This is a genomic window from Polaromonas sp. P3_B1 (assembly GCF_056402935.1).
On the sequence record NZ_JBFUGK010000009.1, the window covers coordinates 46,979 to 61,258 of the forward strand.

Annotated in this window: 13 protein-coding genes; 3 read left to right on the plus strand and 10 right to left on the minus strand. The window is 62.7% G+C overall.

Going from position 1 to position 14,280, the window contains the following annotated elements; all coding sequences use genetic code 11:
- Nucleotides 1-7: 7 nt before the first annotated feature.
- The 9 genes from AC1DXS_RS07320 to AC1DXS_RS07360 form a co-directional block, all read right to left on the minus strand.
- Complete coding sequence (locus AC1DXS_RS07320) at nt 8-1,240, minus strand: MFS transporter (RefSeq protein WP_477736857.1); 1,233 nt, start codon at nt 1,238-1,240, stop codon at nt 8-10.
- Nucleotides 1,241-1,266: 26 nt separating this feature from the next.
- Nucleotides 1,267-2,466: a deoxyguanosinetriphosphate triphosphohydrolase gene (locus AC1DXS_RS07325; protein ID WP_477736858.1), complete on the minus strand. Its 1,200-nt coding sequence runs from the start codon at nt 2,464-2,466 to the stop codon at nt 1,267-1,269.
- A gap of 24 nt (nt 2,467-2,490) precedes the next feature.
- Nucleotides 2,491-3,606 (minus strand): 3-dehydroquinate synthase, encoded by a 1,116-nt coding sequence (aroB, locus tag AC1DXS_RS07330; RefSeq protein ID WP_477736859.1) that lies wholly within the window; start codon nt 3,604-3,606, stop codon nt 2,491-2,493.
- 59 nt (nt 3,607-3,665) lie between these two features.
- Complete coding sequence (locus AC1DXS_RS07335; RefSeq protein WP_477736860.1) at nt 3,666-4,190, minus strand: shikimate kinase; 525 nt, start codon at nt 4,188-4,190, stop codon at nt 3,666-3,668.
- A 165-nt stretch (nt 4,191-4,355) separates the two neighbouring features.
- Complete coding sequence (locus tag AC1DXS_RS07340; RefSeq protein WP_477736861.1) at nt 4,356-6,518, minus strand: type IV pilus secretin PilQ; 2,163 nt, start codon at nt 6,516-6,518, stop codon at nt 4,356-4,358.
- Entirely contained in the window at nt 6,515-7,066 is a 552-nt protein-coding gene (locus AC1DXS_RS07345) for a pilus assembly protein PilP (protein ID WP_477736862.1), read from the minus strand. Before AC1DXS_RS07345 ends, AC1DXS_RS07340 begins: the two co-directional genes overlap by 4 nt.
- Nucleotides 7,063-7,731 (minus strand): type IV pilus inner membrane component PilO, encoded by a 669-nt coding sequence (locus AC1DXS_RS07350; protein ID WP_477736863.1) that lies wholly within the window; start codon nt 7,729-7,731, stop codon nt 7,063-7,065. The genes AC1DXS_RS07345 and AC1DXS_RS07350 overlap by 4 nt, the downstream gene beginning before the upstream one ends.
- A gap of 15 nt (nt 7,732-7,746) precedes the next feature.
- Nucleotides 7,747-8,376 carry a PilN domain-containing protein gene (locus AC1DXS_RS07355; protein ID WP_477736864.1) on the minus strand — a complete coding sequence of 210 codons (630 nt, stop codon included), beginning with the start codon at nt 8,374-8,376 and terminating at the stop codon, nt 7,747-7,749.
- Nucleotides 8,373-9,452, minus strand: coding sequence for a pilus assembly protein PilM (locus AC1DXS_RS07360; protein WP_477736865.1), 1,080 nt, complete (start codon nt 9,450-9,452; stop codon nt 8,373-8,375). The genes AC1DXS_RS07355 and AC1DXS_RS07360 overlap by 4 nt, the downstream gene beginning before the upstream one ends.
- Nucleotides 9,453-9,720: 268 nt before the next feature.
- On the opposite strand from AC1DXS_RS07360, the gene AC1DXS_RS07365 reads away from it, so the two are divergent.
- Nucleotides 9,721-12,153 (plus strand): penicillin-binding protein 1A, encoded by a 2,433-nt coding sequence (locus AC1DXS_RS07365; RefSeq protein ID WP_477736866.1) that lies wholly within the window; start codon nt 9,721-9,723, stop codon nt 12,151-12,153.
- A 72-nt stretch (nt 12,154-12,225) separates the two neighbouring features.
- Here AC1DXS_RS07365 and cyaY read toward each other — a convergent pair whose 3' ends face one another.
- On the minus strand, nt 12,226-12,561 hold the full coding sequence (cyaY, locus tag AC1DXS_RS07370; RefSeq protein ID WP_477736867.1) for an iron donor protein CyaY: 336 nt from the start codon (nt 12,559-12,561) through the stop codon (nt 12,226-12,228).
- A gap of 12 nt (nt 12,562-12,573) precedes the next feature.
- Here cyaY and lptM point away from each other — a divergent pair, with 12 nt between their 5' ends.
- Together lptM and lysA are read left to right on the plus strand one after the other, a co-directional pair.
- Nucleotides 12,574-12,813: an LPS translocon maturation chaperone LptM gene (lptM, locus tag AC1DXS_RS07375; protein ID WP_477736868.1), complete on the plus strand. Its 240-nt coding sequence runs from the start codon at nt 12,574-12,576 to the stop codon at nt 12,811-12,813.
- Between the two features lie 154 nt (nt 12,814-12,967).
- The gene (lysA, locus tag AC1DXS_RS07380) at nt 12,968-14,260 is read left to right on the plus strand and encodes a diaminopimelate decarboxylase (protein WP_477736869.1); all 1,293 of its coding nucleotides are present in this window, start codon (nt 12,968-12,970) and stop codon (nt 14,258-14,260) included.
- The last annotated feature ends 20 nt before the right edge of the window (nt 14,261-14,280 follow it).

The window sequence follows — 14,280 nt, forward strand, 5'->3', positions numbered from 1 at the left end:
TGGAACGCTAGCCCTGCATCGCTCGCGAAGCCAGCAAGCGGTGCAGCTGTACCGCCAGGACCAACCCCAGAGCCGAACTGGCTGCCGTGACCCAGCCTGTCCATTGCCAGCCCCCTGCCACGGCGGCAACCCAGGCCACCAGCGGCGGGCCGGCGAACTGGCCGAGCGCGGACCATTGCTGCATCCACCCCACGGTAGTCGACACCGTGTCAGCGCTGGGCGCCAGCCGGATGGCCAGGCTGAACAGAGTGGCGGGAACCAGGCCGCCCACCATCGAAAAACCCAGGATCGCGGCGTATTGCAGCCCGGGGGATACCGGACCCGAGAACGCCATCAAAGCACCACCCGCCATCGCGAGAAAACCCGCACCCAGCAAGACCAAGGGCGGCATGCCGCGACCCAGCAAGCGCCCAGCCGCAACGTTGCCGGCGATGTTGACGGCCGCGGCAAGCGCCGTCAGCGGCCCGGCCCAGCTACCGGCCACACCGGCCTGGGCATAGATGGACGGCAGAAAGCCCACCACTGCAAGCCACTGCCCCGAGTACATCGCAAAAGCCATGGCCATGAGCCAGGCGGCGCGCGAACGCAAGGTCACCCCGATGAGCCGGCCGCTGCGAGGCCGCCCGACGGGAGCCGCCGACCCCGATGGCTCTGCCGGGACGCGCCACACGAGCAAAACAGCCAGCGCCGCAGCCAGCGCGGCCAACAGCCACCACAGGATGCGCCATCCCCACTGCGGCCCACCCCAAGCGATCACAAAAGGCCCGGCCAGCAAAGCCAGCGAAGCCCCCAAGGGCATATAGGCGCCCCACATCCCCAGCATGCCGCTGAGTTTTTCCGGCGCGACCAAGCGTCGCACCAAAGCCGGCGCCGGCAGCACCACCCACAAAAACCCAAGGCCTTCCAGCGCGCGCGTCGCCAGCAGGGCGTGAACACCGGGCGCCATGGCACCCAATGCGCTGGACGATGCCAGTACCCACAGGCCGGCGACCATGCTTCGCTTGAGCCCTACGCGTTGCACGGCCAGGCCGGTCACCAAGCCGAGCGTCATCCCGGCGAGTTGCACCAGCGAAAGCAAAAACCCGGCTTGAACCAGCGAAACGCCCAGCACCTGCCCCAGAACCGGCAAGGCGGGCGGCAGCTTGCCGACATGCAGCGCGGCCACCACGCCGGCCGCGATCACGAACCACGCGGCTCGAACGCCAGCGGCGCTCCCGGGTTTGGGCTCGGGTTCAGTCACACGCTGCGTAGACGAGAGGGTGCGACTCAGGCCGCGAAGGCGGCCCGCCCCTTCAGGCGCTCATGCTCTTTGGCGGCGAAACGGTCCGTCATGCCGGCAATGTAGTCGGCCACCACCCGCTCAGGCTTGGCGCCTGCAGAGTGCGGCGCGTCGACGCCGTCAAAACGATCGCTATGGGCCTGCGGCATCTGGGCGGGGTCGGCCATATAGGCCTCGAACAGATCGCGCACCACCTGCTTTGCGGCTTGCGTGGTTTCAACCACCTTGGGATGGCGGTAGAGGTTTTGCAGCAGGAAGCGCTTGAGCGACGCGGACTGCCGCGCCATCTCCGGCGTGAAGCAGACCAACGCCGGGTGCTGGCGCACTTCATCGGCATTCGCGGGGGCCGCCTTGTGCACGGCGGCCCATGTCGCGTCCATCACGTTGTAGACCTGGGCGCTGAGCATGCGGCGTATGGTTTCAAACAGCAGCCTGCGGCCTTGCACACCCGGATGGGCCAGCCGCGTTTCACGGCAGTACTGGCTGAAGAGCTCGACGTCCTCCAACTGCTCCAGCGTCAGCAGGCCCGAACGCACACCGTCGTCGATGTCATGCGCGTTGTAGGCGATCTCGTCGGCAAGGTTGGCGAGCTGGGCTTCCAGGCTGGGCTGTTGCCAGCGCGGGCCGCCGGCCGGCTGGTCCACAAAACGGCGCGCCACGCCGTCCGGTTCGCGCGATTCGATACGGCGCGCATTGCGCTTTGAGCAATGCTTGAGGATGCCCTCGCGTGTCTCGAAACTGAGGTTCAGGCCGTTGTAGGCGGGGTAGCGTTCTTCCAGCGTATCGACCACGCGCAAGCTCTGCAGGTTGTGCTCGAAGCCGGCGCTTTCAGGGTGGCCGTCTTTGAGGCAGGCGTTCAGGGCATCCTGTCCGGCATGGCCGAAGGGGGTGTGGCCGAGGTCGTGCGCCAGCGCGATGGCTTCCACAAGATCTTCATTGAGCTGAAGCGTGCGGGCGATGGAGCGCCCCAGCTGCGCCACTTCCAGCGAATGGGTCAGGCGGGTGCGGAACAGGTCGCCTTCGTGATTCAGGAAAACCTGGGTCTTGTAGACCAGCCGGCGAAAAGCTGTGGAATGCACGATGCGGTCGCGGTCGCGCTGGAAGTCGGAGCGCGTGGGTGCGGCCGGCTCGGTATAGCGGCGGCCCCGCGACAGCGCGGGGTCACAGGCATAGGGCGCCAAGGTCATGTTCAGACACTCCAGGACATCAAGCTACGCGCAGCACAGATCGATCACACCGCGCACCAACGCGTCGGGCGCACTGCGAAGCGCCGCTTTGCCTGGGCCGTCGATCACGATAAAACGTATCTCGCCGGCCTCGGACTTTTTGTCCACGCGCATCAGTTCCAGGTAGCGCCCGGCATTGTCATCGGCGGACAGCACCGGCGCCTTGACCGGAAGCCCGGCTCGTTTGATCAGCCGCGTCAGCCGCTCGACAAAAGACATGTCCACCAGACCCAGGCGTTCGGACAGGTGCGCCGCCATCACCATGCCGCAACCCACGCCTTCACCGTGCAGCCATTCACCATAACCCAGGCCGGATTCAATCGCGTGGCCGAAAGTGTGGCCGAAATTCAGGATGGCCCGCAAGCCGGCTTCGCGCTCGTCCTGGCCGACAACCCAGGCCTTGATTTCACAGCTGCGTTTGATCGCATGTGCCATGGCATTGGGCTGCCTGGCGAGCAGGCCCTCGAGATTGGCCTCTATCCATTCGAGGAAGTCCATATCCGCAATCGGCCCGTATTTGATGATCTCGGCCAGGCCCGCACTCAACTCGCGCGGCGGCAAGGTTGCAAGGGCGCCCAGGTCGCAAACCACCAGCAAAGGCTGGTAGAACGCACCGATCATGTTCTTGCCCAGAGGGTGGTTGATCGCCGTCTTGCCGCCCACCGAAGAATCCACCTGCGCCAGCAGAGTCGTTGGCACCTGCACAAAAGGAACGCCGCGCATATAGCTGGCGGCGGCAAAGCCGGTCATGTCGCCCACCACCCCACCGCCCAGCGCGAACATCACGGTTTTGCGGTCGCAGCCGTTTTCAAGCAAGGCGTCGAAAATCAGCTGCAGCGTTGGCCAGTCCTTGTGGGCTTCGCCGTCGGGCAAGGCGACCAGCAACACCTTGCCATAACGTTGCCGCAACGCCGTGATCAGCCGCTCCGCATACAGGGGGGCCACCGTGGTGTTCGACACCACGAGCGCGGTGGCGGCTTTCGGAAGCTCCTGGTAGGTCAGCGCATTGCCCAGCAGGCCGTCGCCAATGTCGATTGAGTAACTGCGCTCGCCCAGATCGATCTGGACCCGCGCCGCCGCGGAGGAGGATTTTGCGTGCATAAGTGGGAGTGTAGAGGCACTGCGCCACTCTGGCCCGGCGACCGTCCCGCCGCGCGCGATCAGGGCGACGGCAGCAATCCGGCCAGCTCCAGCTGCATGAAGATCATGTTGACGAGGGTGGACACTGAAGGACGGCCGGTCTCGATGACGAAGTGAGCGGTTTCCCGGTACAGCGGGTCGCGGGCGGCATAGAGGTCCCTGAGCCTGGCCAGCGGATCGGCAACCTGAAGCAGCGGCCGGTTCTGGTCGTGCCGCAGGCGGCGAAATACCTCTTCCGGGATGGAATGCAAATACACCACCTGCGCGCGCTCACGAAGGTGCTGGCGATTGGCAGGACGCAGCACGGTACCGCCGCCGCTGGACAGCACGCAGGACTGGCCCTGAGTGAGCTCATCGATGACCTGCTGCTCGATGTCCCGGAAGGCGTTCTCGCCCTCCCGCTCGAAAAACTCACGGATGGAGCAGGCGATGCGCTGCTCGATCACCTGATCCGAATCAATGAAGCGAAGACCTATCTTGCGGGCCAGGTGCCGCCCGACAGTGGACTTTCCCGAACCCGGCAGGCCCACGCAGGCGATTCTCAACGGGTTTGCATTCAATGGAGTCTGGAGGCTTCGCCCCGGGATGCGTGAATAGAGGATGGATGAAATGGGCCGGTACACAAACGCGACAGGCCCCAAAGGGCCCGCCGTTACCTGCATTTTCCCACCAAACCGGCCCCGCCTCGCGGCGCTGCCGGCCCCGCCGGCTCAGCGCAGCGCCGAGCCGTTGGTCAGCATCCTGGGGGTGATGAACACCAGCAGTTCAGACTTGGTGGCCGAGCGCGTCTTCTGCTTGAAGAGGTTGCCGACACCGGGCAGGTCGCCCAGGAACGGAACCTTGGTTTCGTTGTCGCGGTCGTTCTGCTCAAAAATACCGCCAATCACCACGGTCCCGCCGTTTTCCACCAGAACCTGGGTCTGGATGTGTTTGGTGTCGATCGCGAAGCCGTTGGCGGTTTCGCGACCCACGCTGTCCTTGTTCACGTCCACGTTCAGGATGATGTTGCCTTCAGGCGTGATCTGCGGCGTGACCTCGAGCTTCAGGTTGGCTTTGCGAAAGCTGATGGCGGTGGCACCGCTGGAAGTCGCCTGCTGGTAAGGGAGTTCCGTGCCCTGCTCAATCAGCGCCTTCACCTGGTCGGCCGTGACGATACGTGGACTGGAGACGATCTTGGACTTGCCGTCGGCTTCAGACGCCGAAATTTCAAGATTCAACAGACGAGTCATTGACGAGTTGAAAAGCGACACGGCAAAGGTGGCAGCCGGGAAGCCATTCTGGCCAACAGCCGGCATACTCAAGAAATCGCCTGCATTGGTGCCCACATTGCCGCCGAGTGACGGTGCCGTACCCGCTGGAACATTGGGCGCTATATAGGTATTGCCGACCATGATGTTGTTGGTGGTATTAAACGGGCGACCACCGAGTCGGACACCAAGGGATTTCCCAAACGAGTCCGAAGCCTCAACAATGCGCGCTTCAATCAACACTTGGCGAACCGCCACGTCCAGCTTGGTGATCAAGCCCTGTACCTGCTCCAGCTTCGAGGGAATGTCGGTCACAAACAGCTGGTTGGTGCGAGGTTCGGCAATGACGCTGCCGCGCTGGGACAGGATACGGGCACTCGCCGGACCGCTGCCGCCGGCGGTGATTTGCACCGCGAGGTCCGCAGCCTTGGCATAGTTGATCTGGAAGGACTGGGTACGAACGGGTTCAAGGCTCTGGATGGCATTGCGCGATTCGAGGTCGAGCTTGTCCTTGGCAGCCAGTTCATCCTTGGGCGCGATGACCAGCACGTTGCCGTTTTTGCGCATGCCGAGACCTTTGGACTGGAGAATGATGTCCAGCGCCTGGTCCCAAGGCACATCCTTCAGCCTCAGCGTGACGCTACCCGTCACGGAGTCGGAGGTGACGATGTTGAAGTTGGTGAAGTCGGCGATCACCTGCAGCAGGGACCGGATTTCAATGTTCTGGAAATTCAGCGACAGTTTTTCACCGGTGAAGCCCTGGCCTTGCGTCAATTTGGTCGGATCGACCTTCAACGGGCGGACCTCCAGCACGAACTGGTTGTCGCTTTGGTAGGCGCTGTGCTCCCACGCACCTTTGGGCTCCACCACCATCCGGACCTTGTCACCGGTCTGGAAGGTCGTGACGGTCTGCACCGGTGTGCCGAAGTCGGCCACATCCAGCTTGCGGCGCAGGCCTTCGGGCAAGGTCGTCTTCAGGAATTCCACCACCAGGGTCTGCCCCTGCTGGCGTATGTCAACGCCCACCTCATTGTTGGACAGGCCCACGACGATGCGTCCGGCGCTGTCGGTCCCACGGCGGAAATCCACATCCTTGAGCGGGAGGACATCGCGATTGCGGCTTTCGGCAAATACCGGCGCCGGGGCGGGCGACGCCGCCGCGCTGGCGACGGCCGTGGAGTCCAAAGTGATCACCAGCGATTTACCCTGGATTTCGGCTTTGTACGTCGAGGGCGCCTTGAGATTCAGCACCACGCGGGTCCGCTCGCCGGCCTGCACCACGTTGGCCGAACGCAGGTTTCCCAGATTCATGTCCACAGTGGACCGTCCCATGGCGTTGCTGACACCGGGGAAGTCCAGGGCGATGCGCGCGGGCGCCTGAATACTGAAGCCCGTGGGAACGGCGGCCAAAGGCTCAGCCATGTCGATGCGGATGATTTCAGTGCCGCCCTGAACGGAACCTGTCACCGACTGGATTGCGTTTTGCGCCTGCGCGGTTGCCGGCAGCGCTGCCACCAGCATCGACAGGGCCATGCCGAACGAAGCGCTGCGCAACACACGTTCAAGCAAACGCTTCAGGCCGCCTCCCGTACCTTCTGCTTCCAATGCCCATGTCTGCTTGTTCATTTTGATCCCTCTAATAGCTGTAAAGTCGCCGTCCGCTCAATCCATTCACCTGCAGCGTCTTGCACGATCTCGCGCAAGGAAAGGCTTGTTTCGCCCACTTGCGTGATACGGCCGTAGTTCTGCCCAAGGTAGTTGCCGACCCGAACCTGGTAGATCAGGTTGTCGACCTTGACCAAGGCCACCGGCTGGCCCATCTTGACCAGGCTCCCGACCATGAAGGTCGCGTCCAGCGGGAACGCTTCCAGGGGCTCCTTGCGCCGGCTCAATTCCGGTGCGATCAGCGCCGCGTTCGCCGTCGCCTGGCTGGACTCGCGTTTGAGCGCCTGCGTCAATTTCTGGTTGCTGAAAGGCTCGATGGCGCCTTCCTGGTTATAGGCCTGGGGCGAAAACTTGGTTGGCTCCGGCAGCGGATCGACTTTGGGCCGGGTTGCATTTCGCTGCTCCGTCATCCATTGCTGCAATTCCTCCTGTTCGGAGGAGCCGCAACCGGCCAGGGTCAGCAGCGTCAGCGCCAGGCTGCCTGTCAGCACATAGTTGTTAAGCCTCATTTTTTGGCTCCCGGGGCGCTCTTGCGCTGCAGGGCCACTTCCTCGGGATCGAGGTAGCGGAATGTCTTGGCCGTGGTGTCCATAACGAGGCTGCCGTCTTTGGCCGGTACCAGGCTCAGGTTGTTCAAGGTCACGATTCGGGAGAGATTGGCGATGTCCGCCGCGAAGGCGCCGATGTCGTGGTAACGGCCCGTGACGCGCACTGCGATGGGCAGCTCGGCGTAATACTCTTTAACACTCACTTGCCCCGGCCGGAACAGTTCGAACTGCAGGCTGCGGCCCAGGCCGGCCTGGTTGATATCGGACAGCAAGGCGTCCATTTCAGCCTTGCTTGGGAGCTGCTTTTCCAGCTGGGTCACATATTGCTGCACTTGCTCGCGCTGCTTTTTCAGGGCGTCAAGATTCACCGCCTGGACCAGCTTCTTTTTGTAGTCTTCCCGGAGCTGGACTTCCTTGGCCTGCTCAGCCGTCAGTTCCTCATCCGAGGAACTCAGCCAGACAAACCACAGGGCGACCACCACGAGGACCGTGACGCCGACGCAAAGAAGATAACGCGGAAGCGCCGGCCAGGAAGGCGGGTCATTGGGATCAAGCCCGGAGAACTGCGCCTTCAGGCTATTTTGGATCGCCGAAAAATCGACGTTGATTTTTGGAGTTTTTGCCATGATCTTCAACCTGCTTCAGGCTTTGGCCGGGATCGCCGCAGTTGCCGGCGCAGCACCAGGGGCCGACGCGGGCGCCTTGGGCGCGGTGGCGCGCTGGAGCCCGACACGCATGGAAAAATTGGAAACGCGCCGCTGGTCGCGCGGCGTCAATGCCACCGTGCTGGCCGTGATTTCGACCAACTCCGGCCGGGTCAGCCAGGGGCTGTTGTTGGCCAGGTTGCGCAGCAGTTCGGACACGCGCTCGTTGGACTGGGCCACGCCGGTGATGAATACCGTCTGGTTGTCCTGCCTCATGCTGTTGATGTACACGCCGTCAGGCAGCTGCTTGACCAGTTCGCTGAGCAGATAAACCGGCAGGTTGCGGTTGCCTTGCAGGTCTTCCACCGCGTTCTGGCGCGCCCTCAGCGCGGCGATTTCCGCCTGCAAGGTGGAAATCTCCTTGATTTGATTTTCAAGGCGCGTGATTTCGGTTTTCAGAAAGTTGTTCTTGCTGCGCTGGTTTTCAATCTGGGCGAGGTACCAGGAGTACACGGCGCCGCAAATCAGGCCGCCCACCAGGGCCGCCACGCCAAGCGTTGCAAAAAAGGTTTCGCGCCTGCGCTTGCGCGCGGCTTCCCGGTGCGGGAGCAGATTGACCAGAATCACTGCAGGAACCTCCGCAAAGCCAGACCGCAGGAGGTCAGGTATGACGATGCCTCACGGCGCATTTTTTTCTCCCGCACGCCCTCGCCAAGCTCCATTCCCTCGAAGGGATTGGCCAGGAGGCAGGCGAACGAGGTCTGCTGCGTGACGGAGTCGGTCAGCCCAGGCAGGGCGGACGACCCGCCGGCCAGCATGACGTAGTCCACTTTGTTGTGCGGGGTGCTGGTAAAGAAGAATTGCAGGGCGCGGCCGATTTCCTGGGCCATGCTTTCCACAAACGGTTTCAGGACGCCTGAGCCGTAGTCTTCGGGCAAATCGCCGCTTCGCTTCTTGCTCTCGGCTTCTTCAGGCGAAAACCCGTATTGGCGCACGATCAATTGCGTCAGCTGCGCACCGCCAAAGGCCTGGTCGCGCTCGTACAGCACTTCGTCGTTCTTGATGACCTGCATGCTGGTGGTCAAAGCGCCCACCTCGAACAGGGCGACCATGGTGTCCACCCCCTTGTTGGGCAGATTCTCGATCAGGCGGGCGGTTGCCAGGCGTGAGGCGTAGGACTCCACATCGACAACGATGGGTTTGAGGCCCGCGGCTTCCGCCAGGCCTTCCCGGTCCTGGACCTTTTCCTTGCGCGAAGCGGCAATCAGCACCTCAACGTCGCCGCTGGAGGTAGCGCTGGGGCCCACCACGCAGAAGTCAAGGCTGACTTCATCCAGGGAGAAGGGAATATATTGGTTGGCTTCGGATTCGACCTGGGTTTCCAGTTCGGCGTCCGTCATGCCGCCAGGGAGAATGATTTTTTTGGTGATGACCGCCGAAGCAGGCAGCGCCATGGCAACGTTTTTGGTGCGGGTTCCGCTCTTTTTGACCAGGCGGCGCACGGCATCGGCAACTTCGTCGAATTTCTCGACATTGCCGTCCGTGATCCAGCCGCGTTCCAGGGGCTCGATCGCGCAGCGATCCAGCACCAGGTTACCGGCCTTGTCACGGCTCAACTCCACCAGCTTGACGCTGGACGAACTGATATCCAAACCCAACAAAGCGGGTTCTTGGCGGTTGAATAACGACCCCAGAGAGATCAAGGCAGTCCCCAAATGACGGCTAATATGTAGCCCTGCATACTTAAGAAATCACTTGAATAGTAGCAGTAAGCTCTTTGTGCAGTAAGGATTTTTCCTGTTCTGCGCATCCAGAACGTTGTCAAAAGCCGACGCTTGTAACTGAGTGCAAGCGACTCAGTTCCGGCAAAACGGTGTCTGCAAACGTAAAAGTGTGACGTTTCGCAACCACCCCGATACGCCCCGGTTTCCAGGATTTTTATAATAGTGACGCGACTTTACGATTGCCTACATGCCCTCCACGCCCACCCCTCCTGATTCAAACTCCGGCCCGTCCACGTCAAGCTCTCCAGGCAAGTCCTGGCTGCCGCGCTGGCTGGTCAAGTTCCTTTTGTGGAGCACCGGCCTGTTGCTGGCAGGCGTCGTCAGCGTCCTGCTGTTTGTGGCCGTGGCCCTGTCAGTCGCCTATCCCAACCTGCCCGACATTTCCGACCTGGTGGACTACCGGCCCAAGCTGCCGCTGCGTGTTTATTCCGCCGACGGGGTGGTGATCGGCGAGTTCGGCGAAGAACGGCGCAGCCTCACCCCCATCCAGGACATCCCCCAGGTCATGAAGGACGCGGTACTTGCGATTGAAGACGCGCGCTTTTTCTCCCACGGCGGTGTGGACTACCTGGGCGTGATCCGCGCCGGTTTCGCCAACGTAGGCCGCGCCAAGAGCCAGGGCGCCTCCACCATCACCATGCAGGTGGCCCGCAATGTGTACCTCTCGGCGGAAAAAAGCTACACCCGCAAGATCTATGAAATCCTGCTGACCTTCAAGCTGGAGCATCTGATGACCAAGGACCAGATCCTTGAGATTTATATGAACCAGATCTTCCTGGGCAACCGGGCCTATGGCTTTGCCGCCGCTTCGGAGGCCTATTTCGGCAAGCCGCTCAAGAACATCACGATCTCCGAGGCGGCCATGCTGGCCGGCCTGCCCAAGGCGCCGTCGGCCTACAACCCCATCATCAACCCCAAGCGCGCCCGCGCCCGCCAGCTCTACATCATTGAGCGCATGGAGGAAAACGGCTTTATCACGGCAGAACAGGCCAAAGCCGCCAAAGAAGAGCCGCTGAAGGTCAAAACCGGTCCCGACGCCGGCCGGGTGCATGCCGAGTACGTGGCCGAAACCGTGCGCCAGCTGGTTTACAACCAGTACGGCGACGAGACCTACACCCGCGGCCTGAACGTCTACACCACCTTGCGCGCCACCGACCAGACCGTGGCCTACAAGGCGCTGCGCAAAGGCATCATGGATTACGAGCGCCGCCAGATTTACCGCGGGCCCGAAAAATTCATAGACCTGCCCGCCAACCCGCAGGAAACGGAAGACGCCATCGACGACGCACTGACCGACAACCCCGACAACGGCGACGTGATGTCGGCCGTGGTGCTGGAGGCCAACCCCAAGCGCATCCTGGCCATGCGTCAGAACAGCGAAACCGTCGAAATCACCGGCGACGGCCTCAAACCCGCGCAGTCCGGCCTCGCCGACAAGGCCGGCCCCAACATCAAGATACGCCGCGGCGCCCTGATCCGCGTGGCGAAAACGCCGAAAAACACCTGGGAAATCACCCAGCTGCCTGAGGTCGAGGGCGCATTCGTGGCGCTGGACCCGCGCGACGGCTCCATACGCGCGCTGGTGGGCGGTTTTGACTTTGAGAAAAACAAGTTCAACCACGTGACCCAGGCCTGGCGCCAGCCCGGCTCCAGCTTCAAGCCCTTTATCTACTCGGCCGCGCTGGAAAAAGGCTTTACCCCCGCCACCGTGGTCAACGACGCCCCCCTGTTCTTCGACGCGGGTGTAACCGGCGGCCAGCCCTGGGAGCCGAAGAACTACGACGGCAATTTCGAAGGCCCGATGAGCCTGCGGACCGGCCTGAAGAAATCCAAGAACATGATTTCCATCCGCATCCTGCAGGCCATTGGCGCACCCTACGCCCAGGACTGGATCACCCACTTCGGCTTTGAAGCAGAGAAACACCCTGCCTACCTGACCATGGCGCTGGGCGCCGGCTCGGTCACCCCCATGCAGATGGTGACGGCCTATTCGGTGTTCGCCAACGGTGGCTACCGTGTCAATCCCTACCTGGTCACCAAGATAACCGACCAGCGCGGCAAGGTCCTGCTGGAAACCAAGCCCCCCGCGCTGGATGAATCGGCCCGCGGCATTGAGGCACGCAATGCCTTCATCATGGACAGCTTGCTGCAGGAAGTGGCGCGCTCAGGTACGGCGGCCAAGGCGCAAGCCACGCTCAAGCGGCCCGATCTCTTCGGCAAGACCGGCACGACCAACGACTCCATAGACACCTGGTTTGTGGGTTTCCAGCCTACGCTGGCTGCAGCGGTCTGGATGGGTTACGACACCCCCAAGAAGCTGGGCGACCGTGAAACCGGCGGCGGCCTCAGCCTTCCGATCTGGATCAATTACATGGAATACGCCCTCAAAGGCGTGCCGGTCACGGAATACCCGCCGCCGGAAGGTGTCGTCAATGTCGGAGGCGAGTGGTACTACAGCGAATACGCAAGGGGCTCAGGCGTCAGCACCGTAGGCGTCCAGCAGGATCCGGCGGCGGCCAACTCCGGCCAGGCGGCCAGCGCGGCTGCATCAGGAGGCGCGATCCAGGTTCTTCCACCCTCGGATGAGAAAAAGCGCATCCTGGACCTGTTCAAAAACTGAGCGGGTCGGCGCACCGATCAATAAAAACGGCCCATAGGGGCCGTTTTTATTTGCGCTGCCTCTGCGGGAAAGTCAGTCCTGCATCTTGAACACCAGCGGCTGTCCGGCCTGTTCGCTCGCATAGCGCGACAAGCCGGCGAAGAATTCGCTCGAATCCTTGGTATCGGCCCAACGGCCATTGCTGTATTTATAGTGAAAGCCGCCGGCTTTGGCCGCCATCCAGATTTCCTGCAGGGGCTTTTGCAGGTTGATGATGATCTGGCTGCGGTTGGCAAAAGTCAGCGTGATCATGCCGCCAGTCCGCTGGTTGTCGATGTCCGCATCGGTTTCGTCGTTGATCCGGTCGCAGGCCGCTTCCACCGCCTGGAGCGCGCGCTCGGCCAGATCCTGGTATTCAAGGTCCGTCATTACAATCCCGTCATGGTTTCTTCAGTTCAAATTTTAGGCCGCAGCCGCAATCCCGCCTTTCGGCATGGCCTTGCCGCGATTGTGGCCGCCTCCGCCCTGTTGGCGGGTTGCGGGCAGAAAGGCCCGCTGTATCTCCCGGTGCCGCCGAGGGTCCCGGTTGCAGCACCTGCGCTGTCCACCCCGCCCGCCACCACCCTTCCCGAGGCACCAGCCGCCGCCACGCCGGCCCTGCCGGCTTCCGCCGCCCGCTAAGCAACCGTCATCCACCCGCTTTGACAAGCTCCAGGCCGGCCCCGGCCTGAACCTTCAAATCCAAGGCGGCGGCTGAAAGACACCTTGAATCGGCCATGGCGCCAAAGCCGGGCGCTCCTTAAGATACCTCGAACCCTCACAGTCACTCCATCCCATGACCCGCCCACTTCTCCCTGGCCATCCGCATTTCGCCTACCGCGAGAGCGAACTTTTTGTTGAAGACCTCAGCCTGCGCGAGCTCGCCGCCGCGCACGGCACGCCGCTCTTTGTGTATTCCAAGGCCGCGATGCTGTCGGCACTGGCCGCCTACCAGCGCGGTTTTGCGGGTCGCGATGCGCAAATCTGCTACGCCATGAAGGCCAATTCATCCCTGGGCGTGCTGCAGGTGTTCGCCCGCGCAGGCTGCGGCTTTGACATCGTCTCGGGCGGCGAGCTGGACCGCGTGCTGGCCGCGGGCGGCGAAGCCGGCAAGATCATTTTTTCGGGTGTAGGCAAAACCCGCGCCGAGATGCGCAAAGCACTGGCCGCCGGCATAGGCTGCTTCAACGTCGAAAGCGAGGCCGAACTGGAGGTGCTGTCGGAGGTGGCCCTGGCGCAGGGCCTGCGCGCACCCGTCAGCATCCGCGTCAACCCCAACGTCGATCCCAAGACGCACCCCTATATTTCCACGGGCCTGAAGGACAACAAGTTCGGCGTGGCGCATGAAGAGGCGCTGCGCATCTACCGGCATGCGGCTTCGCTCAAGGGGCTGCGGGTGGTCGGCATCGACTGCCACATCGGCTCGCAAATCACCGAGGCCACGCCCTACCTCGACGCCATGGACCGGGTGCTGGACCTGGTGGCCGCCATCGAAGCCGCCGACATCACGCTGGAACACATCGACTTCGGCGGAGGCCTCGGCATCAACTACAACAACGACACCCCGCCCGAGGCCGACGCCTTGTGGCAGCAGCTGCTGGCCAGGCTGGACGCGCGTGGCTACGGCGGCAAAAAGCTCATGATCGAGCCCGGCCGTTCGCTGGTCGGCAATGCGGGTGTGTGCCTGGCCGAGGTGCTCTACGTCAAGCCCGGCGAGCACAAGAATTTCTGCATCATCGATGCGGCCATGAACGACCTGCCGCGCCCCGCGATGTACCAGGCTTTCCACGCGATCGTGCCCCTGTCGGCCACTGCTACCCGAAGCGCGTCCGAAATGACCTATGACGTAGTCGGGCCGGTCTGCGAAAGCGGCGACTGGATAGGCCGCGACCGCAAGCTTGCAGTGGTGGCGGGCGACCAGTTGGCCGTGATGTCGGCGGGCGCGTATTGCATGAGCATGGCCAGCAACTACAACACGCGCGGCCGCGCCGCCGAAGTGCTGGTGGACGGCGGCCAGGCGCACCTCATTCGCCGGCGGGAAAACGCGGAAGACCAGATGCGGCAGGAGCAACTGGTAGGCGGCAGCTGAAAGAGCCCTGAAGGCTGCCG